Consider the following 22,865-nt stretch of genomic DNA (forward strand, 5'->3'; position numbering starts at 1 on the left):
AGTTCGGCTTTGAGGGCGAACGACGTTCGCGGTTGCAAAGCCAAATCTGCACAATCTACGATTGATATTTGTTTAATAAGTAGGCGTAAGCATCAAAATTGACGTTCATTTCAGCTGCCGGAAGCAGCGCCGAATGGGCCGGATAAGGGAGATCCGCGCCTCTGGACGACGAAAACCCCGCGCAAGCGGCGCGGGGCTGTGGTCCTTCGGCCCAAGGCGGCCGATCAGTCCTGGAACGTGTAGGCGAGCGGGATTCCGTCGGACGGCTGGGAAGAGGCTGCGACCGAGTCGATGCGGAAGACGCCGTCCCGGCGCAAGGCCTCGCGGCGCGGCGCCTCGTGCTGGATCGACCGACGCAGGGCGGCGGAGCGTGTCGCGCCGGGCCGGCACTCATGTGTCCGGCCGTCGAAGCCGCGATAGGTCTGCGTCCTAGCGTCATAGGTGCTGAAGCCGGTGCAGCCGGCGGCGCCCGGAGCAAAGCGCTGGGCCGTCCGCGTCGTGGCCGAAGCAGGCTTGGGGACCTCGCGCCGAGCCGAAGCCTTCTCGGGCGCGGCTGCGGTCTGCTGCGCCATGGCCGGGGGCGAGATGGAACCCGTCTCGATCTCGGCCGCGGCTTTGTCCTCGGCGCGGACCGGGGCCTCGGCGGCGGCCCTGACGGGCTGGGCCGGGGACGCGGCGGCCTTGCCGACGAAACCGGCGCGGACGGACTTCACCGCGATGGGCTGCCCGGGATTGTATTGGGGTCCGATCTTGGCCTGCTGCCCTGCGCTGCCGACTTGCGCCGGGTAATACAGGACGAGGCCGATGAATGCGGCGACAATGATTGCAGCTGCCGTGCTCAGAAGTGCAATGATTCGAAGCATGGTCCTGATCCCGTCGCAATTGTCACAGGGTCAGAATGCTTTCAGGAGTCCTTCGTTCCCAGCCGAGTTGCTTGAAAGAAAGAGCGGCTGTGTTCCGCGAGGCGACGTCTCACACGGTCCGGCGCAGGGCCGGCCGCTCAGCGCGGCCCTCTCACGCGCAGGTCCAGTTCGGCGAGATTCGCCATGATCTGGGCGTTCTCCGGATCCTGGGCGAGGGCGGCCGAGAGCTCCTGGCTGGCTGCCCGGTAGTCCTTGCGGTTCATCCGCGAATAACCGTGGTTGTTCAGATAGGCCGCCGTGCGGCCGCCTACGCTCAGCGCCTTCGCGTAGGCTCGGTCGGCGAGGTCGTAGCGGCGCAACTGGTCGTAGGACGCCGCCAGCCCGAGCCAGCCCTCGGCCGTGGCGTCCGGCGATTCCACCGAGCGCTGGAAATGCAGTTCGGCCAGGCCGTAATGCCCCGCGGCGAAGTGCTTGCGGGCGAGCGCGAGGTCGGTCGGGGCCGCGTCGGGCGCGACCGGGACCACCACCGCCCCGGCGGGCGCCGCCAGGACCGGCGCCGCTTCGCCCCCCGGCGCGATTGGATTGCAGGCGCCGAGCGCCGTCGCGATCCCGATCGCCAGCAGGAGGGAGGGGACGCGGGGGAGGACGCAGTTGATCATCGTTCAGGACGCCGACATGGAAGTCATGACCCGCACCGCCGCCGGATAAAGAAGGGTCACGATCAGCACAGGGAAGACGAAAACCGTTAACGGAACGACCAGCTTGGCGGGAAGCGCATAGGCTTTTTCCTCCGCTCGCGACATGCGCTTGTGGCGCATCTCGTCCGAATAGACGCGAAGCGACTGCGAGAGGCTCGCGCCGAGTTCGGCCGACTGCTGGAGCAGCGTCGCGAAGGTGGCGGCCTCCTCGATGCCGAGGCGCTGTCCCATGCGCTCCAGCGCGTCGCCGGTGGGCGTGCCGGCCCGGATCTCGAGCGACGCCATGTAGAGATTCTCGGCCAGCGACGGATAGGACTGCACGAACTCCCGGGCGATGCGCTCGATGGCGGCCTCCATCGGCAGCCCGGCTTCCGCGCAGACCACCATCAGGTCCATGAAGTCCGGAAAGCCGATCCGGTGCGCGTCGATGCGCCGGGAGATCACCCGGCCCAGATGGAAGCTCGGGCCCATATAGCCCGCCACCATGGCGACGCAGACCCACAGCGGCGCGTTGACGCCGCTGTCCGACAGCCAGATGGCCAGGAGCGTGAGGGGCGCGGCGACCACGGCAGCGGCGAGCCGGGCCGCGAAATAGAGCGTCGGAGCATGGGGCGAGAGATAGCCCGCCTGCACCATCTTCACCCGTATGGCGCGCTGGGCCCGCGCGTCGCCCACCAGCGCCGGACCGAAGGAGGCGGCGATCCGCTGCAGCGACGCCGCCGGGATCAGGCTGCGGCCGGCGGCCGCCGCGTCTGTCCCCTTCGCGGCGCGGCGCCGGACATCCCGGCGTCCCCGCGCCACAGACCACAGGGCGGCCGCCAGGATCGCGACCGCGATGGCGACGGCGACGCCGCCGAGCGCCTGTTCCGCCGTGATGAGATCGCCCTCGAACACGCCCACGCCTCAGAATTTGAAGTTGATCATGCGCCACATGATGGCGTTGCCAACCATCATCCAGGCCACCGCGCCGCCCAGCACGATGGGGGCGGACGGCTGGCTCCAGACATCGCCGTAGAAGTCCGGGCTGATGGCGTTGATGGACAGGAAGACGAAGACCGGCATGGCGTTGAGGATCAGCGCCGCCACGCGTCCCTCGGCCGACAGGCCCTTCACCTTGCGCCTCATCTTGAAGCGCTCGCGGATGACCTTGGCGAGGTTCTCCAGGATCTGCCCGAGATTGCCGCCCGTGGTCGACTGGATGGCCACCGACGTGACGAAGAGCCCGAGATCCTCCTGTCCGACCCGCGCCCACATGCTGCGCATGGCGGTCTCCAGGTCCGCCCCATAGGTGATCTCGTCGGCGATCATGCCGAATTCCGAGCCGAGCGGATCGGCCATCTCGCGCGCCACCATCGCGATCGCGATCGGCACCGGGTAGCCGGCGCGCAGGCTGCGCACCACCACGTCGATGGCCTGCGGGAGCTGCTCGGCGAACTTGGCCTGCCGGCGGCGGCGGAGCCACCAGAGCGCCGCGAAGGGCAGCGCCGCCGCCCCGGCGAAGACGGCTCCGCAAGCCGCCAAGACGTCGCCGGTCGCCCAATAGGCGCCGGCGCCGCAGGCGAGCGCCACCCCGACCACCGCCGCTCCGGTCGTCGGCGTGACGCGGACGCCCGATTGCAGCAGCATGCGGCTGAGCAGGCCCGACCACCGCGCCTCGCCGTCGGCGCCCAGGCCGCGCTCGCGCCGGAGCTGCAGCAGCACTGGTTCGTGCCCCGCCTCCTTGCCGGCCAAGGCGAGCCGGCGGTTCACCCGCGAACGGTAGTCGGTGGTGTCGTGCAGGAACAGGTAGGCGGCCTCGGCGGCCAGGATCGCCGCGACGGCGACGAAGCCCAGCGCCAGATAGAGCGGATCGAGATCGAACAGCGCGTCCATGGCTCAGAGCGGCCGCGAGGGGTCGAAATGAGACGTCGGGATGTTCACCCCGTGGGCGACGAGCTCCTGCAGGAAGCGCGGCCGGATTCCGGTGGCGACGTGGTGGCCCTGGATCATCCCATCCTGGTCCGTGCTGGTCCGCACGAATTTGTAGATCTCCTGCATCTGGATGATGTCGCCCTCCATGCCGGTGATCTCCGCGATGGAGGTCACCCGGCGCTTGCCGTCCGACAGGCGCTGGAGCTGGACGATCATGCGGACCGCCGCGGAGATCTGGCCGCGGATGGAGAGCTGGCTCAGCGGCAGCCCCGCCATGCCGATCATCTGCTCGAGGCGGGAGATGGCCTCGCGCGGGTTGTTGGCGTGGATGGTGGCCATCGACCCCTCGTGGCCGGTGTTCATGGCCTGCAGCATGTCGAAGGCTTCCTCGCCGCGGCACTCGCCCAGGATGATGCGCTCCGGCCGCATGCGCAGCGCGTTCTTGACCAGGTCGCGCTGGCGGATCTCGCCCTTGCCCTCCAGATTGGCGGGGCGGGTCTCCATGCGGGCCACATGCGGCTGCTGCAGCTGCAATTCGGCCGCGTCCTCGATGGTGATGAGGCGCTCCGTGGGCGAGATAAACGCCGAGAGGGCGTTGAGCATCGTGGTCTTGCCCGAGCCCGTGCCGCCCGAGACGATCGTGGTGATGCGCGCCTTCACGGCGGCGGCCAGCAGCTCCGCCATTTGCGGCCGGATGGCCCCGATCTCGACGAGGCGCTCCAGCGACAGCTTGGACTTGGAGAATTTGCGGATCGACACCAGCGGGCCGTCGACCCCGATCGGCCGGATGGCGCAGTTGAAGCGCGATCCGTCCGGCAGGCGCGCGTCGCAGAGCGGGCTCGATTCATCGACGCGCCGGCCCACGCCCGAGACGATCTTCTGGATGATGCGCATCAGGTGCGCCTCGTCCTTGAAGAGGGAGGGCGTCTGCTCCAGCACGCCGCCCTTCTCGACGAAGACGTTCTCGTGGCCGTTGATCAGGATGTCGGAGATGCTGGGGTTCTTGAGCAGCGGCTCCAGCGGGCCCAGGCCCGTCATCTCGTCCAGCACCTCGGAGACGAAGCCGTCGAGCTCCTTGGCGTTCAGCGGCAGTCGCTCGACCACCACCCAGCCGGAGATGATGGCGTGGATCTCGCGGCGCAGGTCCTGCTCCGGCAGCTTCTCCAGGCTGGCGAGGTTGAGCTCCTCGATGAGTCGTTTGTGCAGCCGGACCTTAGCCTCCAGCAGCTTCGGCTTCACGTCCATCGCCCTGGATTCCGCAGGCCTGGCGTCGGCCGGCCTGGGCGGAGCGGACGGCTCCGGCTCGGGCGCGTGGTGGCGGGCCTCGACGGGCGGCGGCGCCGGCGTCGGCTCGGCCGCGACGGCCGGAGCCTCGGGTCCATCCGGCGGCAGCGGGAAGGCGGAGCGAAGGCCCGACGCGGGAGGCGCGGGCGGGACCGGAAGGTCGTCCTCGATGCGGGGCCGGGGCGCGGCCGAGAGGCGGGCGGAGAAGCGTCCGAGCATGCGGCGTTGGGCTTTCGGCTCTGGGGGCTGCCATCGGGAGCACGCCCCGATGGTGCCGGGGAGATGTGAAGTCCGCTCTGTTTCGACCTCTAAAATGCAACCTAGAGTCGAAAATACGCGGGCGTCTTTAGGCGGGCGCGCACACGATCTTGCGCAGGTCGGCCGAGACGTTGCTTCCGGCCTTCACCGAATCCAGCGGCAGGCCGCGGTCGATGGCCTCCCGCAGCAGGGCGTAGTTGTTGGCCACGGCCCCTGCGAACATGGGCCCCAGCGCCCGCTCGGCGTCGACCTTGCGAAGGCCCGTGCCGAACATCGAGGTCTGCTGGAAGCGATTGACGATGACGCGGGGCTCCACCTCCGGCAGGCGCTGGGCGAGGGCGGTGGCGAGATTGCGCCCCTGCCGCAGCCCCGGCACGGTCATGTCGGTCACCACATAGACCGCGTTGGAGCCGGCCAGCACCGAATCCGTCCAGGGGTCCCAGCGACGCGGCAGGTCGATGACCACATGCGCGAAGGTGGAGGAGACGATGTCCAGCATGCGCAGCACGAAGGCGGGGTCGACGTCGTTGGGCTGGGCCGGCCGCCCCGGGGCGGCCAGCACCACGAGGCCCGACGCGTGCCGGTTGAACATGACCTCCAGGAGCTGCTGGTCCATCCGCTCGGGGTGCGGCCCGATCTCGGCGGCGTTGAGCCGCGGCTCGATGTCGAGATATTCCGCGCAGGATCCGCTCTGGAAATCGAGGTCGACCAGGCAGGTCGAGGGCTCCTTGCCGTCGCGCAGCAGCAGCATCGCGGTCTCGATCGCCAGCGACGTGTTGCCGACGCCGCCGAGCGCCGGGATCAGCGTATGGGTGCGGCCGCCCTGGTCGGGCAGGCCGGTCCCGGCGCTCAGCGCCTGCAGGCAGGATCGCAGCACGTCTTTCGCCTGGACGGGCTTGCGCAGGAAGTCGGCGACGCGGATCTGCAGGAACCAGCGGGCGAGGCCGTCGTCGAAGGCGTCCGTGAGCACGATGACGGGCGCGCCCGGCGCGACTGCGCCCATCAGGCTGCGCAGGCCGGCGAGGCTCTCCTTGTTGCGGGCGTCGAGGTCGACCACGACGATCGACGCCGCCGCGACCCGGGGGTCCCGGTGCATGTGCTCGACCGGCTCGGGAATGAGCACGGGCGAAAGGGACCGCATCGGGGCCAGGACGGCCGCGATGCTCTCCAGCAAGGGCTGGTCTGGTCCCGCCAGGATCAGGGTGGCGGGGCTGGAAGCGCTGGTGGTCATGGATCTCGGACTCGGCTCGGCGAAGGGGGAGGGGCCTGCTCAGGGGCCGACGGCCACCGGCGCGAGGACGGGCGGTCCGCCGGGAGCCGGGCCGCCGAGCCGCCCGGCGTCCGGCAAGCCGTGGTTCTCATAGCGCTCGATGGCGTCCGCCACGCGCCGTCCGCTGGTGGGGATGTCCGGGTTCACCGAGGCGGCCGGCCAGGGATCGATGATGTGGACGGCCTTGTTGTAGGCGATGGCGTCGCCCGCCGCGAAGGAGATGGCGTCGCGCCGCGCCAGGCTCTCCTGGCATCCGGCGAGGGCGAGCAGGCCGCCCAGGGCGAGCCAGCGGAGCGGGTTAGCGGATCGCGGCATTGCGGCCTCCGGCGACGTCGAGGATGTAGCCGCCCGCGCGCGGCGGAGCGTTGCGGCCACGGGCGGGAACGCTCTGCTCGCCGGCGACGAACAGGTCGAGATTGTTGGCCACCTGGGCGGAGTCGAGGGGCGTGCGCAGGCGTTCGCCGGGCCGCGCCGGGCGCACCAGATGGGGCGTCACGATGATGGCGAGGTCGGTCTCCTTCTTCTCGAACGAGGCCGAACGGAACAGGGCGCCGATCACCGGAACGTCCGCGATCCAGGGAAGCTGCTGCTGGGTCTCGGCGCTGATGCTTTGCAGCAGCCCCGCGATGGCGAAACTCTGGCCGTCCCGCAGCTCGATCACCGTCGAGGCCCGGCGCACGATGAGGGCGGGCACCGCGACCCCGCCCGTCCGGACCGAGTTCGTGGTGTCGAGCTGGCTGACCTCCGGCTCGATGCGCAGGTTGATCACGCCATTGGCGAGCACCGTCGGCAGGAAGGTGAGCCCGACGCCGAACTTCTTGTAATCGACGGTGATCCTGCCCTGGTCGGCCTGCACCGGGATCGGGAACTCGCCGCCCGCCAGGAAGCTGGCCCGTTCGCCCGACATGGTGATCAGGTTGGGCTCGGCCAGCCTTCGGGCCAATCCGCGATCCTCCAGCGCCTGCACCAGCACGTCCGCCTGGACGCCGCTCGACAGCACGCGACCGATCACGGCGCCGAACGGCGTCGCCCCGGAGGCGAGCCCGCTCGCGCCCGCATTCGCCGCCAGATTGTACGCCCCCTTCACAGGGTCGCCGAAATTGTTGCCGACCGCGCGCCAGTTGACGCCGAGATCCTTGCCGGCCGTGCGGGACGCCTCGATGAAGCGGACCTCGAGCATGACCTGTTGGGAGCCGCGCACCTGGACGTTGTTGACGACGTCGGGACCGTATTGGCGCGCCAGCGACACCGCCCGCGCGGCCTCCACCCCGTCCCGGGCGTTGCCGCTGAGCACCGTCCTGCCATTCGCGGACGACGCCCGGACGCCCCCGCCCGACATCTGATCGAGGTCCTGGCTGAGCCGGGGCGTGTTGTAGTTCACCTCCACCTCGACGACGCTGACGAGTTGCTTGGCCGCGTCGAAGACCGAGATGTTGGTCGAGCCCGCCTTGCGGCCGAGGACGTAGAGGCTGTGGTCCGTCAGCGGCATCACGTCCGCGATCTCCGGATCGCCCACCACCAGGTCCACGAAGGACGGTCCGATCTGGATGGTGCGCGACTTGCCCTGGGCGACCTGGACCGAGCTGACCTGGCCGGTCCGGGCCGCGCTGCGCGGCTCGGCCGCCGAGGCGGGCGTCGCCGACTGGAGCGCCAGCGCCAGCAAACCGATCGCGGCCGAACGGGCGAGCAGGGCCGAAGGCCGCTCCCTCCTGGCGGAACAGCCGCCGCCGATAGACACGCTAGGGTTGTAAAAGCACATGCTCGTCCGCCATTCGTGGCTTTTTGTCAGGGACGAGTAAGAATTCGCGGCCTTAACGGCCTATGAATCCGTATCGGCGGCAACGAAAAGAAGTGAATTGCGATTAACCCGTCTTGTTAAAATTGCTTCCATCATTCCAAATCGTCGTAACACCCCCCAAGAACGTTGAGATATATGATGTTTTTACAGGTTCGTCTAACAGGTTGGAGAAGCCTGCGCTGAACAGTCGTCGTCAAGCAACGACGATGGGACCTTCTTGCATGAGCGAAGGATATCCGGCGATAGGCTACTCCCGCACCAGCCCGGCGCTGAACCTGGAGACGGGCGCGCGCACGCTGGCGATCGCATCCCTGATGGCGGCCGCCCTGTGGGGCGTGGCCGCGGCCCGGGCGACGCAGGACGGCAAGGCCCTGGCCGCGACGGAGGACGCGCCGCTGTCCTACGCCGCATGGAGACCCTTCGGCCAGGCCCGGCACGCCGGGCGGACCGGGACGGAGCCCGGACCCGACGCGGCCCCCGGCCTCGTGGCGCCCGGCCTCATGGCCGCCGGCCCCGCGCCCCTCGACGCCGTGCGCGGCCTCTCCTTCGGGGCGCCGCCGGAGCGGCCGCCCGCCCCCGATATCGAGCGCGAATTCGTCGGCGTCTCGGTTGTCGACGGCCGCACCCTGAAAGCGGGGGATCTCCTGATTCAGCTCGCCGACGTTCCCGCTCCGTCCGCCAGGGAGACGTGCCTGCGCCTCGACGGCGTGGCCGAGCCCTGCGCCACCCGGGCCGCGACCCGCCTGGAGCTGCAGGTGCGCTGGCGCAAGGTGGAGTGCCGCTACCAGCCCGCCGTCGCGGGCGTCGCCTCGGGCGTCTGCAAGGTCGGCGGGGTAGGGTTGGCGCAACGCCTCGCCGCGTCGACCCGCCGCGCGGCCGGACTGGAGCTGTCGCAGGCCGCCGTCCAGGCGGCGGTCGCCCGCTAGCCTCCGGGCTTACTTGACCAGGCGGGACGTCATCACGGCCTGCCTGAACAGCGCGGCCATGGCTTCGGAGACGCCCTGTGACGGGCTGACCTCGAAATAGAGCCCCGGGCTCGCGCAGTCCTGCATCTTGCGCCCGATGGACCCCGCGAAGGGCTGCAGCCAGGTCGTGTACCAGCCATTGGTCGGCAGCGGCAGATAGGTCGTGTACAGCACCGCGACGCGGATCCCGCGGGCCTTGACGGCGTCGCACAGCGCCGGATTGAGCGGCTGCTGGCAACGCCCGCCGCCCGCCAGCGGCTGCGTGCACCCGGAGGGATTGTACTCGTCCGCCACCCCGTCCGAGACGAGGAACAGCACCTTTTGCGGGCCGGACGGCGAGCTGCCGTCGCCGGGGTCGGATATCTCCTTGTTGGCGGCCGGGATCAGCGCCGACAGGTTGGTGTGCATGTCGTTCTGATAGTTCTGGTACGGCACCGTCATCAGGTCGATCGAGCCCGCCTTGGCCTTGGCGTTGGACAGGATGGGCGTGAGAGGCGCGACTTCCGTCAGCTTGGCGTTCGAGGCGTCGACGCCGAAGCTGTAGACCCCCACCCGGAACTGGTTGGGCGTCGCCGTCATGCTCGTGGCGGTGTCCATCAGGTTCTGGGTGGCCGTCCTCAGCACGTCGATCCGCATGGTGACGCCGAGCTTCTTGGCGAGATCGTAGTAGCTGCTGGAATTGGACGTGTCGTGGCACGCGAAAGCGCACTGGTCCGGCGTGTTCGCCACCATGGCGGCGATGTCCGCCTGGGTCGCGCCCACGCCCATCGAGGGCGAATTGTCTAGCAGGAGATAGAAGTCGATATAGGGCGCGCGGCTCTGGAACGAGGTGGCGAAGCCGGACGCCGACATGACGCTCATGCCGACGACGCTGGCCAAGGTGGTTTGCATCCGCAGCGTGTAGCTCAGCGTCGCGGTTCGGGTCAGGCCCTGGTCCTTGACCTGGAGATCGACATCGAGCGTCTGCCCGGGCGCGGCGCGCACGGACAGCGTGTCGAACAGCGCCTGCCCGGCCTTCCTGGCCTGCTCCGCGTTCAGATTCGTCGCCGAGCTGCTGGTGGCGGCCAGCACGGCGGAGTCGGCGGCGCCGTCGATCGTGGCCTTGGCCCGCACGAGGCGGCTGTAGTCCACCGCCACGCCGGCGCAGAGCATCAAAGGGATCGCCGCGACCGCGAACGTCACGGCGGCCGCGCCGCGCTCATCTCCAGTGAACAGCCGCCTCAATCGGGAGGTGGAGAAAGCGGTTTTGGCCATGACGTCCAGAAAAAATCATGCTTCAGGCCGGCAACTATGGGTTGCGTTCTCTTAAAATTGCATTGTGTTGGAGCGACAACGGGGGGGGCGTAGAACTGCGTAGGTCAACTCCGGCGCGGTTGCGCGCCGGAGTTGACCTACGCTCGGGACGATGCTGCGGGACGAACTTAGAGCCCGGCGACCACGACGAGACGCTTCACCTCGCCCTTCAGATAGGCCTGCAGGAACTTGTCGTAGTCCCGGATGGAGACGCAGCCATTCGAGTCGCCCTTCGGGCCGAGCATGAAGGTGTGCGCCAGCAGGCCCGCCCGCCCGTGGATGGCGGCGCTGCCGCCGACCGGGTTGAGGCGCAGGGCGCGCACGCCGTGGAACAGTTGCTCGCGCATGGTCAGGTCATAGACATGCGGGGGCGTGGGCCCGCGCATGCGCTCATGCACGTATCGAGGGTCGTCGAGCCTGTCGCCGAGGCCCGAATGCGCCTCGAGCCGCTCGCCGTTCGGCATGGTGAGGGTGCGCGACGCGATGTTGTAGACGGCCGTGCCCTGGCCCGAGGCGACCGAGGGGGACGTCGCCGGCGCCGGGGCCGGGATGAGGCCTCTCAGCGGATTGCCGCCGACAGCGTCGTCCTGCGGCGCCGCATAGGCGAGCGCCGGCCCGTTGGGCTGCCGCTGCACGCCGAAGATCTTCTCGAAAATGGAGCGGTCGTCGGCCTGCGGGGCGGCCGGCGCGGCCGCAACCCTGGACCGGCGCGGCGAGAGCGGGCCTGTCAGCCGCGGCTGCTCCGGCGAGCGCAGCTCCGGAGGCCGCGGCAGCGGCAGCGGCGCGGCCGAGGCGACGTCCTCGTCTTCATCATCGTCCTCCACGATCGGGGCGGCGGGCGCGACCGCCGCGATCACCACGGACGGCTCCACCCTGGCGACGGTCGCGGCTGGCGGGGTCGACGAAACCCATTCCGCCGTCATGGGCGCGCTCTGGGAGAGCGGGCGCGCCGCGACGCCCAGCGAGTAGGTCGGCGACAGCAGCGGGTCGAGCTTCGCCACCACGCTCTGGGCGTGCGTCGACTTGGCGTGGCCCGGAACCGCCATGGCGGCCGGACCCGCGGGGTCCCAAGCGGGCGAACCGGCCCACAGGCCGGCTCCCAGCACGATGGTCGAGACCAGAGCGAGAGGGACGGCGGCGCGGCCGCGCTTCGAGCCGCTCAGGACGACGCCGGACCGGCCAGACGAGAACGATCTACCCAACACGAAACTCATGCGACACGCTCTCGGGATACGCGGCCGACGTCCCCAACTCCCTTGCCGGACGACGCCTGGAGGCGCAGCCGGCGCGCCGAGGACCACGCGGTCCTGGCGAGGGTGGCGGAGGAAAGGCCCCCTACGGTTCGGGATCCATTCAGCGCCCGGGTGGTTAACCGGCGGTGAACCGCGATCGTCAATGTCAAATCGACGCGTCCAGAACTCGGGGCGGTCGTCGGCCCCTGCTGCGGCCAAGCCGATGCGTTGGCGGCCTCACCCGCGTGACGCCGTCGGCGAATCGACACGTGGTCCCGGGGATGTCCGGGGAAGTCCCATGGAGCGGGGCAAGTCCTGACAAGGATCAGCCCGCAACGAGGTTCGCCTTTTAGCATCAAGCGAATCGCTTTGCCAATCCCGGATCAGCAATCCATTAACCACGTCAAGCTGTTTGCAGGAGAGGTGTGTCTTTTTCCCTTCACTGCGGCCTGAAAGCTTCGGCGTGGCCGCAGCGGCCGAAGGAATGTTCAGGGCCATACTTGGAAGGGCTCATGTGCGCCTGGCGCGAGCGGAACGCCAAACGCTTGCCGGATCCGAAGGTGAGGCCGCGGGGACGCCCAGAAACGACGAAGGCCGCTCCGAGGAGCGGCCTTGCGTCGCTGGAACCGATGGTCGGAGCGATAGGATTTGAACCTACGACCCCCTTGTCCCGAACGAGGTCGACGGAGGGCCATGCTCAACAGTTTCAATCCTTTAGGGGGGCGAATCTACACGTAAAATTCTGCTTTGGTTCGCCTCGTTTCGGCTGTTTTATTGCGGCTATGGGTCGTGTCCCCAGCGGTGGTGTAGCTGATCGGTGGTCACCGGCGATCTCCGGGTAGGGTCGGGTTGCGACACACGCACCTGACCAGAGGATCACCGATGACCGATGAGATGATGAGCCTTCGCACGCTGGTCGAGAAGACCCCCGACGCGGATATCCTGCGGGAGATGATCGGCTTTGCGGCCGAGCGGCTGATGGAGATGGAGGTCGGCGGCCTGACCGGCGCCGGCTACGGGGAAAAGAACCCCGACCGGCTGGCGCAGCGCAATGGCTACCGTGACCGAGCCTGGGAGACACGCGCCGGGACAGTCGAGCTGCGCATCCCCAAGCTTCGCCAGGGCAGTTACTTCCCGGGCTTCCTGGAGCCGCGGCGGCTGGCCGAGAAGGCCCTGACCGCCGTGATCCAGGAAGCCTACGTCCAGGGCATCTCGACGCGCTCGGTCGACGATCTCGTCAAGGCGCTCGGCATGAGCGGCATCTCGAAGAGCCAGGTGTCGCGGCTGTGCGAAGAGATCGACGGCAAGGTGAAGGCCTTCCTCGAACGGCCGATCGAGGGCGACTGGCCGTACCTGTGGGTCGACGCGACCTACGTGAAGGTGCGTCAGGCCGGCCGCATCGTCTCGGTGGCCGTCATCGTCGCCGTGGGGGTGAACACCGACGGCCGACGCGAGGTGCTGGGCATGGATATCGGCCCCTCCGAAGCCGAGACCTTCTGGACGGGCTTTCTGCGCAAGCTGGCCCGGCGCGGCCTGCGGGGCGTGAAACTCGTCGTCTCGGATGCCCATGAGGGCCTGAAGGCGGCCGTGGCCAAGGTGCTGACCGCCACCTGGCAGCGTTGCCGGGTGCACTTCATGCGCAACGCCCTGGCCCATGCGGGGCGCAGCGGACGGCGCGTCGTCTCCGCCTTCATCGCCACGGCCTTCGCCCAGGACGACGCCGAGGCCGCGAGCGCCCAGTGGCGCCGCGTCGCCGACCAACTCCGCCCCAAGGTCCCCAAGCTCGCCGCCCTGATGGACGAGGCGGAGCCTGACGTGCTGGCCTATATGAGCTTCCCGCCGCAGCACCGCACCAAGCTGCACTCGACCAACCCGCTGGAGCGGCTCAACGGCGAGATCAAGCGGCGGACCGAAGTCGTCGGCATCTTCCCCAACGAGGCCGCTATCGTCCGTCTCGTCGGCGCGATCCTGCTCGAACAGACCGATGAGTGGGCCGTGCAACGGGCCCGCTACATGACGCTTGTATGGGGCTTTCTAAGTCAAAACCTGTTTCGACCCTTTTCTTGCTAGCGATGAGGTGATCAAGGGAGGTTCTACGAGTTCGAGGCGAGCCTGTGGGCGGCGCACGGAACCGTGCCGCGACCTTGTATTCGGCTGGCTCGTTCGAGCCTAAACCATGATGCGTCATTCGCATCTGCGCCCGGCTCCAGGGCGGCGGTCCCTATCTGGAAAACGGCGTGGAAGCCACGTCATGTAACGGGTTGCCGCTGCCTTGGACTCGTCAGCCCCCTCCAAGAGGCCAATTCTGACGACGCGTTTTCTCACGCGGGCCGCATCTTGAGCCCCTCCAAGATCCCGGCGCCCATCGCCAAACGCCAGAGCGCAACCAGCAGCTTGCGCGCGAGCGCAACGATCAGCGACATGCGCCGCCGGGCGCCTGCCTCTGCAGTTCGCGCCCTAAACCAGCGCACGAGCGCGCAGTCTTTCTGAAAGACCAGAAAGCGCCATGCAAGCTGGACCATGCCTCGGCGAACCCGAGGATTGCCGGCGCGCGACAGACCGCGCTCGCGTCGCTTCGATCCACTCTCGTCCGGCGAGCCGGTCAGACCGGCATAGCGGGCGACGGCGCGTCTATCTCGCAGGTCACGAAGAAAAATCTCGTGGGTGAGCATATCGGCGGTCTCCACGCCGACGCCGACAACGCGGGTGAGCAGTCGAATCATGCCATTCGGCCTTTCTCCGCGGGGAGCGGCCTCGTCGAGGCGGGCCATCCGCTCCTGCTCGATCTCCTTGATCTGGTCCTCGATGAACCGGAGGCGGGTCATGTCGCGGCGCAGCTCCGATTTCGCGAGCGGCGGCAGGGCGGCGCCCTCCGGTGTGCATAAGTCGTCAAGGCGGCCAACAGCTTTGCGGTGCGCCGGATTGAGATCACGAATGCCCAGACGAGCGAGCGACGCCTTCATGCGATTGATGATCCGCGTTCGCTCGCCAACGAGGTTCTCGCGCTCGCGCGTCGGCCGCCTTGCGTCTTCATCCTCGATCGAAGGCGTCACCGCCATGCTGCAATGGCCACGTTCGCCGCGAAGCCACCCTAGCAGGACCCGCAGCAGAAGAGCGACGTCAAGCCGATCCGTCTTGGCGCGGCGACGGTCCCGTGACACAGCCACACTGCTCGCGTGGATGACGTGCGCCTCAGCGCCCCTGGCGGCTAGCCACCGCGCCAGCCAGAACCCATCCCGCCCGGCCTCATATGCGATGACGAGGCGCTCGATGTCATGCCCACATTCCCGACACTCGTCCCGCCAACGATTCACAACCGACAAGAGGCGGTCGGGATCAGGTTCGAGCTTCTTCAGCGGCTGACGTTCGACTCCGGGAAGCGAGCCGCCCACAAGCCAAGTGGATTGGCTCATCTCAATGACGACGACAAGCGTGCTCTCTTGAACGAAGGCCGCCGTCGCGCGGCTGGCCGTGAATGGATGCAGCATGGGCGTCTCCCTCGTCTCGAAGAGCGCCAGCCTCCATGGTCCGGCGCACGCCCCATAGCATCTGGAAACCATCGCTCCTCTCGGCGATGATCCCACCGTCATCCTGCCCGTGGCGGCAGCCTGACAGACTCGGCTCTGCCCGAAGACGCTGTGCCAGCCAGGCCAGCTACACCACTCCGTGGGACACGACCACGCCTTCACATCGACTTCCATGTCGACGATTTCGAGGTCGCCCTGGCCAAGGTGTTAGACGCCGGCGCAAAGTGCGAACAGAGGTTCGAAGCTGGTGGTCGCCCGGCTATCGCATTCTGCAGCGATCCATTTGGCAACGGTTTCTGCCTCGTCGGGCCAAGGCCCGGGACTTAACGCTTACTGGCACCTAGAGGCGTTGAGTCACACTTGCGCCCCGGGCGGAGTACTCAAAGCGGGAGCAGAGACAAAGAGGTGACCAGCCCGTCCATGCACCCCACTGCGAGGAATAATGCAGTGGCGATCTTCCTGAGTAGGCGCTCCCGACGCATGATCTGGAGTTCGGACATCTGACGTCCTCCATTCGGCAGGAGCACGCTCGCACCGAACGCTGTTGATCGAAGTGCGGGAGAGCACCTGACCTCACCCGCGCGATTCTCTTATCGCGGTTCAGTCTGACCGCAGGCTCGATCGAGGGCACTAGGTCACGGGAGATAGCGAACGCGTGTTGACATGGGTCTCCGTGGAGAGCGCACTGGATATGTTGGCGCCCACGCAGGAGGTCGACATGAACGACGTAGATCGCAGATCCGCACTGGCTCTGGGTTTCACTACCGCGGCGTTGTTCCCACTGCTTCAATCTCAGCCCGCCAAGGCTGCCGCTCTATACGGCCCGAACGACGGAAAGGAGCTCCGTCCCGGAATTCGGGTGGTGGAGATAGCTGAAGTTCCTTCCGAGATCGCTGCCTACAAGCAGATCAAGGTCATCGATGTAGTTTTCCAGCCAAGGGCCGGAGACCCCATGGAAATGCCCATGGACATGGACATGGTATGCCTAATCACTGCGGGTGAGTTCGACATCACAAAGCGTGGCAAAACTTTCCATGTTAAGGAGGGCGATGTTTACACGTGCGGGAAGGGAAAGACTGACAAAGCGACCAACACAACCGACGGAATGGGCGTTCACAGAATCGCTCTTCTCGTCGCGGCTTGATCGCGCATTCGTCGATGCTCCTGGACGCACGCCAACAGGCCCAGGAGCAGCCCTCCAGGAGATCTGCGATGCCAATAGCTCAGGACCCGAATGAGCAGCACCTAAGTGGCAGGAAGGGTCTCCCGTCGGTAAGTCACCTCATGGACAACCTCACGCCCATTAAACGGGTTTTTGGCGGGAGCCGAAGTATAGGTCAGTGTGTCGCCATCGACCGAGCAGAACCGCACCTGCTCTGTGCCGCTCCAAGCTTCGTTCCAACTCATGTCCACGTGGTGGACGACGCGATCTGGATGAACCGTATAGGTGCCAGAATAGGCGAACATGGTGTCGAACAGTGCTATCTTCTCTGAGTCTGCTGGCGGAAGTTTCTCGGGAATTAGGCGGTCTCCCTTTACGATTAAAAATGTGACGCGCTCTGGTGTATATACGACGGTGCCGTGGGGATTTGGGCCCAGCGCGTCCTGCCGCTCGCCGGTTGCGACGTCCCTCGTAAGCCAAGAGGTCATCCGCCAGCTCCCGAGAATTAGGTCGCGGCTGAGCGATTTGGCGGGCGCATCGTGAGCCATTGAGGGTCTCCGCCGTCTTGGGGCGTCTCGGGACGATCAGAGCAGTTGTGGACCGTTCGCACCTCGACCAGGGGGATGGTCAACTCAGTTCAATGGTGCCTTACAAGGCACGTGAGCGTGAACTCGGCGCACTCTCGGTCGTCCGAGGGCTCGACCAGAGCGCGGCGAGGCCGCCTTGGGTCCCATGCGTAGCACACACGCTTCTGGTGCAGCATTTTACGAACGGAACCCGGCTCGAGCCGCACGATCTCCGCGGGGTCAAACAAACCGGGGGCGAGCTTGTTGTAGTCGAAGAGGAAGTCACCCCTGTGGGCCTCAATCAGCAGGTAGCGCATGGCTTCCCTCCCGTTGGGTGAAGGACGAGATGCTACCCGGCTAAGCGATTTCGACAAGCCTGTTGAAGTCCGGGCGGGGGGCGTAGCACATGCACATTGAGCTTTCAGCACGCGATCAGATCCTGTCGCGGTACGCCAACCAGCTTTCCGCCATCGGCACCAACGGTCCCGTCGCTCTCCGGGACGCGCTGAACCGCGAGGGCGACAAGGGGCGGACGCAAATCAAGCGAGCCCTCATCCGCCAGACCGGGATCAAGTACTCGCAGATAGAGAAGGCGACCCGGACCATACGGGCCTCCACGAGCCGGCTGACCTACGAGCTCCGGGCCAGCGGCGAGGAAACCAATCTGAACCTGTTTGCAGCCAAGCAGGGCGCCGAGGGTGCGTCGGCCCGGCCCCGGAACGTACGACGGCTATTCCCGCACACGTTCATCGTTGGCCGGTATGGCGCCAAGGTCTTCAAGCGCGAGGGCGGAGCGCGCCATCCGATCAGGCAGGTGTTTGGACCCAACATCGCCCGTGAGATCGTCAAGGGTGAATCGCGGCACACGTTCGAGGCCATAGCGCCCCGACTGACCGATCAGGTCGGGAAAATGATCGCCCGCTTTCTTCCGGACTGACCCAAACGAAAGGTTGGACGAGCATGGCGTGCGTGAAATGCATCGCCCTGGGCGTCGCTGCTGGCCGGATCACGGTTGCTGGCCTTTGCACCGGCATCGTGTGGGCCGTGGCGCGCCTGGGCTGAGTCGGAAGCACAGAGAGGAACTCATCGATGAGCGACAGCCCAAACATCTGCGACACGGTCCTCTACCGCAGCGAGCACGAGATGGGCGGGCAGCACGAGCACGCCGCCATCGTCACGCAGGTGCTCGATCCGGCCCCCGATGGGCGGGTTCGCCTTCATCTCTACGTGTTGCCGTCCAGCGGACAGCCGTTCAAGGCGAGCGGAATCAATCAGGCGATTTCAGACGAGGAACACTCGGTCTGGAGAATGCGGACAGAGCGAGTTAAGGCCGACCCACGAATATTAGCCACAGTCGCGAGACGAACCGATCGCCCTTGATGCTTCCGCTGCGTCGCACCTGATTTCGCCACTCTGCTAGGTCGCCTGCGTCCGCCGCCGGGCGATCCTCCATCACCGGTTCTCGGGCGGCCGGGGCGCTCCTCGCCAGGGGAAGCGGCCAAGTTGCTTCGAACTGGGCGGCGGGAACCTGCGGGTTGTCGCGGCTCTCCCTTTGACGGAGGGACGACGCGAAGCGGCACCCAAAGTCGTTCGCGTGGCCCACCGAACTCGACCGCAGTCATGCTTTCAATTGCCAAATTGGCAGACAGGAGTAATATATACACGGTTGTTGTGCGGTTTCTGTCGGAGGCCGCCATGCTGATCGGGCAGATCGTACCAGAAATAAGAGAGAGGCTTGCTGCCGTTCATGAGAAAGACAATCTCATGAAAGCTGGACGGCTCCTCCTTCTTGATCACATCAACGCAGTTGTCGTGTTCGATAACGAGGAGAAAGTCGTCGGTATACTTACAGATAGTGATATTATTCGTGCGGTCGCTGACGCCGACAAAACAAAATGCATCCGTGGTCAATTTCAGTGTGAGATCTCAGTAGATTCTGCGATGACAAAGAATGTTGTCACCTGCCGTCCAGAAGATTTTCTTGAGCATGTGTGGGGCAAGATGAGCGCCCTTCATTTGCGCCATTTGCCAGTCTTGGACGGGGAGGGGCGCGCAATTGGAATTTTATGCGCCAAGGATGCGCTGACATATCTTCGGAGAGAAGCTGAGTACGAAGCGAGATATCTAGTGGAGTACGTATCTGGCCTTTGCGGCTGACGACGCCCGCGCTCATGGTGAGAGTAGGCGAAAGAACCGCCAAAGCGTGCCGATGCCCACGGCTACGCCCTGCTCAGCAAAGCCGGCCTTGATCTCCGGGCGGGCTTGATCTCCGAGAGCGTGAAAAGAGAGTGAAATCTGCTTTTGCTAGCGCTTTTGGCCGAGGGGCACCTTGCTCGCGCTCTCGCTGACGCCAGCGGCTGACGCTCGCCGCGCTCACCCCAAACCGCTCGCCCGCTTCGCGGTGTGTCAGCCCCTGTGCCACCGCCGCGAGCACCCGAACCTAAAGATCCAGAGACGGAGCTTTCGACATGCCTGCCGGCCTCCGTCCCGGCACGCCGTCTGAATCAGAACCCCGCTGATTTGGGAATGACCGATTCACTCAGCTCGGCTTCCGCTCTAGCGCCCGCTTAGACGCTTCGGCCCATAACGAAAAGCCTGCGACCACGCACAAAGCCCGACGAAACGCTCGCCTCTCGGTCATCGGCCAGCGTTGCGAGATCCTGCAAGAGTGCGCGGATGGCGGCCCTCGGGTCGCCCTCAAACTCCGAAAGCACCGCGTCGATGTCTTGCTCAGTAGGGTACGACTGAGCATCCCCGCTCTCATTCGTGCTGCGCATGGTCCGGGGCCCCCAAAAAAAGAACGTAACTGGAACAGTGAGAGGCGCCGGGATTCAACCGGTCTCCCGAACCGGATCGGATCTGTTCACAGCGGCTTCGCAGCGACTGAGCTGAACCGGACGTGTCCCCCCGGGGGGGCGTGCGTTAGGTACCTTTCGCGGGCGCGACCGGGTGCGGGGGACGCCGCCCCCCGATATTTCAGCGTATTCCGGATTCCGAAAATCGCATTTTGTTTTGGAAACGCTATGACCAAAAAGCCTGCTCAGCGCTCAAATTCGGCTGCCCAGGGGCCCGCCGACAAGGTGACGCGCTGGCCCGTGGAGGACCTCGTTCCGTACGCGCGGAACGCCCGCAAACACGGGGCCGACCAGGTCGAGCAGATCGCGGGGTCGATCCACTGCAGCGAATCTCTACACCTTGCCTTCCAACCAGGCGCCGCGTCGCACTGCCCAGAAGACCGTTGCGCCATAGAGCACCAGCGCAAGGGACAGCACCGCGAAGAAAGCCGACAGGGAGCCGGTGAGCCTCAAGGCGAGCCATCCCACGCCCAGTGCGACGACGAGGCGCACGAGCCCGGCGATGAGGGGCCAGAGCAACTGTCCGGCCCCCTGTGAGGCGAAGTAGAGCGCGAGCCCGAGGCCGAAGAAGCCGTAGAACGGCCCGACGATGCGTAGATAGGCGCTGCCGGCCTCAATCATCGCGGCGTCTGCGCTGAAGAGGCGCAGCCAGGCTTCCGGGGAGAGCGCGGCCGCCGCCCCGATCGTCTCGGTCACCACGAAGGCCATGCAGGCCCCGGCCATCGCGATGTGCAAGGCCCGGGCCCGGTCGCCAGCGCCGATATTCGTGCCCACCATGGCGACCATCGGCGCGCCGATGCCGAAGATCAGCGGAATCAGCAGGTATTCCAGCCGCACCCCGGTCCCAAAACCCGCGACAGCCTGCACGCCTGCGTGCGCCGCGACGAGAGCTGTCGCTCCCGCGATGATGAAGTTGGTCTGAATGGATTGAAGCGCCGAGAGGGCGCCAACGCGCAGGATGCTGGCGAGCTGGGCGACGCGCAGCCTTCCCATGCGCCAGCTGACGGCGTTTCGGCCGGAGAGAACGTGCCAGGCCAGCGCCGCCGTTCCGGCTGCGTAGTAGATGACGAGCGCAATGCCGCCGCCGGCGACGCCAAAGGCCGGAATGGGCCCGAAGCCGAAGATCAGCAGCGGCGAGATCGGGATCAGCAGCTCCACGCCCACGCAGATCACCGCTGCGGGGAAGATCATGTTGCCGGTGCCCCGGATGACGCTTGCGAGCCCGTTCATCAGCCAGAGGAAGACGTTGCCGGTGAAAACCGTGTTCGAATAGACCAGCGCCGCCTCCAGCTCCCCGCCGGAGCCGCCGAGCAAGCCGTAGATCGATCGGCCGAAAAGGAGGAAAACAGCCGAGAAGGTGAGGCCGAGCACCAGGTTGATGACGACCGCGTGAAGCACGAGCGCGTCGGCGTCATCTCTCCGTCCAGCGCCGAGGGTCCGCGCCACGGCCGACGAGATCCCGCCTCCCAGCGCTCCGGCCGAGATCGTCGTCATGAGCATCACGGCGGGAAAGACCAGCGCCATGCCGGCCAACGCGTCGGTGCCCAGCTTCGCGATCCACCAGGTCTCGATCAGCCCGCTCGAGGCTTGCGCCAGCATGATCAGGACGTTGGGCCAGGCGAGTTGAGCCAGGACCGGCAGCACGGGCGCTTCTAGCATGCGCCGGGTGCGCGCATCCACCGGCTTTGCATCGGAAGCGCGCACGGGAGCAGGCCTGGCGATGAGGGGCCGCATGGTCAAGAAGACCCAGGGAGCGCGATCTTCGATGCGCGCAGGCCGGCGCGGCCGAAATGTCCGTCCTTCATGGGAGGTCTCCGGAGGTTTGAAAGCGGCTCTCAGGCCGGGACCTGCTGGAGCGTGGTCGGCCGCTGTTCGCGGATGGCGACGACGGCCATTGCGGCCACTAGGCAGAGCACGCCGGCGATGAAGAAGGCTGGCAGGTAGCTTTGATAGGCCGTGCGGCTGAACCCGGCGCCCCAGGCGGCGAAAGCGGCCCCGAGCTGGTGCCCGGCGAAGATCCAGCCGAAGACGAGGTTGGCCCGCTCGCCGAACCGGTCGGCCGTGAGCTTCACGGTCGGCGGCACGGTCGCCACCCAGTCGAGCCCGTAGAAGACTGCGAAGATCGAGAGCTCGTAGAAGCTGAACTAGGTGAAGGGCAGGTAGATCAGCGAAAAGCCGCGCAGCCCGTAGTACCAGAACAGAAGTGTCCGGCTGTCAAGGCGGTCCGACAGCCAGCCCGAACCGACTGTCCCGGCGAAATCGAACACGCCGATGGCGGCCAGCATGCCGGCTGCCGCTACCGGAAGGATGCCGAAATCGCCGCAGAGCGAGACGAAATGCGTCTGCACCAACCCGTTCGTGCTGGCCCCGCAGACGAAGAAGCTGCCGAACAGGACCCAGAAGGTGGGCGTGCGCGCGGCTTCCTTGAGGGCGACGAGCGGAGAAGCCAGCATCGCCCCGAAGGAGAGCTGCGCCGGCGCGGGGGTGGGGGGCCGGGTCGGCGGCGCCATAGGGCGCGAGGCCGAGGTCCGACGGGCGGTCGCGCATGAAGACGAGCACCGCGACCGTCGCGACCAGCAACATGGCCAGCACGAGTCCAAGCGCGCTGCGCCAGCCCAGCGATTGGGTCAGACCGGCGAGCAGCGGCAGGAAGACCAGCTGGCCCGTCGCCGTGCTGGCCGTGAGGAGGCCCACCACGAGACCGCGCCGGGCCGAAAACCAGCGCGTCGCGACAGTCGCGCCCAGCACCATCGCCGTCAGTCCAGTGCCCAAGCCGACGATGACGCCCCAGAGCAGGAAGAGCTGCCAAAGCGTCGTCATCCAAAGTGAGCAAAGAACGCCAGCTCCAATTAGCGTCAGCGCCACTGCGGCGACGCGCCTGATGCCGAACCGGTTCATGAAGGCGGCCGCGAACGGTCCGAGCAGCCCGAAAAGCACGAGCCGGATCGCGAAGGCGGACGAAATGTCTGAGGTGGACCAGCCGAACTCCGTTTGAAGCGGGCCGATTAGAACGCCCGGCGCGCCCACGGCTCCGGCCGTCACCAGCATCGTCAGGAAGGTGACGCTCGCGACCACCCATCCGTAGTGGACGCCGCGACGCCGGAAGAACACGGCCGGCGTATCTTTCGGAGAGAGAGAGAAGGTGCTGCAGCCATGATCTCGGTCCTGTTTACGGGTAGATGC

The 22,865-nt window shown here is 66.7% G+C and carries 21 protein-coding genes and 2 pseudogenes; 7 read left to right on the top strand and 16 right to left on the bottom strand.

The features are described 5' to 3' along the window. Positions 1 to 224 precede the first annotated feature (224 nt). From ABEG18_RS03200 to ABEG18_RS03235, 8 genes are all read right to left on the bottom strand, one after another. The gene (locus ABEG18_RS03200; RefSeq protein ID WP_406856655.1) at positions 225 to 863 is read right to left on the bottom strand and encodes a hypothetical protein; all 639 of its coding nucleotides are present in this window, start codon (positions 861 to 863) and stop codon (positions 225 to 227) included. A 137-nt stretch (positions 864 to 1,000) separates the two neighbouring features. Then, a complete protein-coding gene (locus ABEG18_RS03205; protein WP_406856656.1) occupies positions 1,001 to 1,522 on the bottom strand; it encodes a hypothetical protein in 522 nt (173 codons plus the stop codon). A gap of 3 nt (positions 1,523 to 1,525) precedes the next feature. Next, entirely contained in the window at positions 1,526 to 2,455 is a 930-nt protein-coding gene (locus ABEG18_RS03210) for a type II secretion system F family protein (protein ID WP_406856657.1), read from the bottom strand. A 9-nt stretch (positions 2,456 to 2,464) separates the two neighbouring features. Continuing rightward, entirely contained in the window at positions 2,465 to 3,433 is a 969-nt protein-coding gene (locus ABEG18_RS03215) for a type II secretion system F family protein (protein WP_406856658.1), read from the bottom strand. Between the two features lie 3 nt (positions 3,434 to 3,436). Beyond that, on the bottom strand, positions 3,437 to 4,975 hold the full coding sequence (locus ABEG18_RS03220) for a CpaF family protein (protein ID WP_406856659.1): 1,539 nt from the start codon (positions 4,973 to 4,975) through the stop codon (positions 3,437 to 3,439). 127 nt (positions 4,976 to 5,102) lie between these two features. After that, the gene (locus ABEG18_RS03225) at positions 5,103 to 6,245 is read right to left on the bottom strand and encodes a CpaE family protein (RefSeq protein WP_406856660.1); all 1,143 of its coding nucleotides are present in this window, start codon (positions 6,243 to 6,245) and stop codon (positions 5,103 to 5,105) included. 39 nt (positions 6,246 to 6,284) lie between these two features. Continuing rightward, the gene (locus ABEG18_RS03230) at positions 6,285 to 6,599 is read right to left on the bottom strand and encodes a hypothetical protein (protein ID WP_406856661.1); all 315 of its coding nucleotides are present in this window, start codon (positions 6,597 to 6,599) and stop codon (positions 6,285 to 6,287) included. Beyond that, positions 6,583 to 8,022: a type II and III secretion system protein family protein gene (locus ABEG18_RS03235; protein WP_406856662.1), complete on the bottom strand. Its 1,440-nt coding sequence runs from the start codon at positions 8,020 to 8,022 to the stop codon at positions 6,583 to 6,585. The genes ABEG18_RS03230 and ABEG18_RS03235 overlap by 17 nt, the downstream gene beginning before the upstream one ends. A gap of 281 nt (positions 8,023 to 8,303) precedes the next feature. Between ABEG18_RS03235 and ABEG18_RS03240 the strand changes: the two genes are divergently transcribed. Then, positions 8,304 to 9,008: a hypothetical protein gene (locus ABEG18_RS03240; RefSeq protein WP_406856663.1), complete on the top strand. Its 705-nt coding sequence runs from the start codon at positions 8,304 to 8,306 to the stop codon at positions 9,006 to 9,008. 9 nt (positions 9,009 to 9,017) lie between these two features. Here ABEG18_RS03240 and ABEG18_RS03245 read toward each other — a convergent pair whose 3' ends face one another. Both ABEG18_RS03245 and ABEG18_RS03250 read right to left on the bottom strand, forming a co-directional pair. Then, the gene (locus ABEG18_RS03245) at positions 9,018 to 10,229 is read right to left on the bottom strand and encodes a TadE/TadG family type IV pilus assembly protein (RefSeq protein WP_406856664.1); all 1,212 of its coding nucleotides are present in this window, start codon (positions 10,227 to 10,229) and stop codon (positions 9,018 to 9,020) included. Positions 10,230 to 10,468: 239 nt separating this feature from the next. Then, positions 10,469 to 11,554: a DUF2778 domain-containing protein gene (locus ABEG18_RS03250; RefSeq protein WP_406856665.1), complete on the bottom strand. Its 1,086-nt coding sequence runs from the start codon at positions 11,552 to 11,554 to the stop codon at positions 10,469 to 10,471. A gap of 900 nt (positions 11,555 to 12,454) precedes the next feature. Between ABEG18_RS03250 and ABEG18_RS03255 the strand changes: the two genes are divergently transcribed. Further along, on the top strand, positions 12,455 to 13,642 hold the full coding sequence (locus tag ABEG18_RS03255; RefSeq protein WP_406856666.1) for an IS256 family transposase: 1,188 nt from the start codon (positions 12,455 to 12,457) through the stop codon (positions 13,640 to 13,642). Between the two features lie 251 nt (positions 13,643 to 13,893). On the opposite strand, the gene ABEG18_RS03260 is transcribed toward ABEG18_RS03255, so the two are convergent. Further along, positions 13,894 to 15,060, bottom strand: coding sequence for an IS110 family transposase (locus tag ABEG18_RS03260; RefSeq protein WP_406856667.1), 1,167 nt, complete (start codon positions 15,058 to 15,060; stop codon positions 13,894 to 13,896). Between the two features lie 243 nt (positions 15,061 to 15,303). Here ABEG18_RS03260 and ABEG18_RS03265 point away from each other — a divergent pair, with 243 nt between their 5' ends. Together ABEG18_RS03265 and ABEG18_RS03270 are read left to right on the top strand one after the other, a co-directional pair. Next, positions 15,304 to 15,426, top strand: a complete 123-nt coding sequence (locus tag ABEG18_RS03265) for a hypothetical protein (RefSeq protein ID WP_406858522.1) — start codon at positions 15,304 to 15,306, stop codon at positions 15,424 to 15,426. 391 nt (positions 15,427 to 15,817) lie between these two features. Further along, positions 15,818 to 16,243: a hypothetical protein gene (locus ABEG18_RS03270; RefSeq protein ID WP_406856668.1), complete on the top strand. Its 426-nt coding sequence runs from the start codon at positions 15,818 to 15,820 to the stop codon at positions 16,241 to 16,243. Between the two features lie 101 nt (positions 16,244 to 16,344). Here the strand turns inward: ABEG18_RS03270 and ABEG18_RS03275 are convergent, their stop codons facing one another. Together ABEG18_RS03275 and ABEG18_RS03280 are read right to left on the bottom strand one after the other, a co-directional pair. Further along, on the bottom strand, positions 16,345 to 16,809 hold the full coding sequence (locus ABEG18_RS03275; protein WP_406856669.1) for a lipocalin-like domain-containing protein: 465 nt from the start codon (positions 16,807 to 16,809) through the stop codon (positions 16,345 to 16,347). A gap of 89 nt (positions 16,810 to 16,898) precedes the next feature. Then, on the bottom strand, positions 16,899 to 17,144 hold the full coding sequence (locus ABEG18_RS03280; protein ID WP_406856670.1) for a hypothetical protein: 246 nt from the start codon (positions 17,142 to 17,144) through the stop codon (positions 16,899 to 16,901). An 89-nt stretch (positions 17,145 to 17,233) separates the two neighbouring features. Here ABEG18_RS03280 and ABEG18_RS03285 point away from each other — a divergent pair, with 89 nt between their 5' ends. The 3 genes from ABEG18_RS03285 (at position 17,234) to ABEG18_RS03295 (ending at position 18,984) form a co-directional block, all read left to right on the top strand. Next, positions 17,234 to 17,764, top strand: a complete 531-nt coding sequence (locus tag ABEG18_RS03285) for a hypothetical protein (protein WP_406856671.1) — start codon at positions 17,234 to 17,236, stop codon at positions 17,762 to 17,764. A gap of 152 nt (positions 17,765 to 17,916) precedes the next feature. Then, complete coding sequence (locus ABEG18_RS03290) at positions 17,917 to 18,207, top strand: hypothetical protein (RefSeq protein WP_406856672.1); 291 nt, start codon at positions 17,917 to 17,919, stop codon at positions 18,205 to 18,207. 315 nt (positions 18,208 to 18,522) lie between these two features. Continuing rightward, the gene (locus tag ABEG18_RS03295) at positions 18,523 to 18,984 is read left to right on the top strand and encodes a CBS domain-containing protein (protein ID WP_406856673.1); all 462 of its coding nucleotides are present in this window, start codon (positions 18,523 to 18,525) and stop codon (positions 18,982 to 18,984) included. Between the two features lie 27 nt (positions 18,985 to 19,011). On the opposite strand, the pseudogene ABEG18_RS03300 reads toward ABEG18_RS03295, so the two are convergent. The 3 genes and pseudogenes from ABEG18_RS03300 to ABEG18_RS03310 form a co-directional block, all read right to left on the bottom strand. Further along, positions 19,012 to 19,261, bottom strand: a pseudogene (locus ABEG18_RS03300) (helix-turn-helix domain-containing protein); the annotation flags it as partial. Positions 19,262 to 20,015: 754 nt separating this feature from the next. Then, positions 20,016 to 21,341: an MATE family efflux transporter gene (locus ABEG18_RS03305; protein WP_406856674.1), complete on the bottom strand. Its 1,326-nt coding sequence runs from the start codon at positions 21,339 to 21,341 to the stop codon at positions 20,016 to 20,018. Between the two features lie 176 nt (positions 21,342 to 21,517). Further along, a pseudogene (locus ABEG18_RS03310) lies at positions 21,518 to 22,793 on the bottom strand (MFS transporter). Positions 22,794 to 22,865: the final 72 nt, after the last annotated feature.

The sequence above is a fragment of the Alsobacter sp. KACC 23698 genome (genome assembly GCF_045348435.1).
Taxonomy (GTDB): domain Bacteria; phylum Pseudomonadota; class Alphaproteobacteria; order Rhizobiales; family Beijerinckiaceae; genus Alsobacter.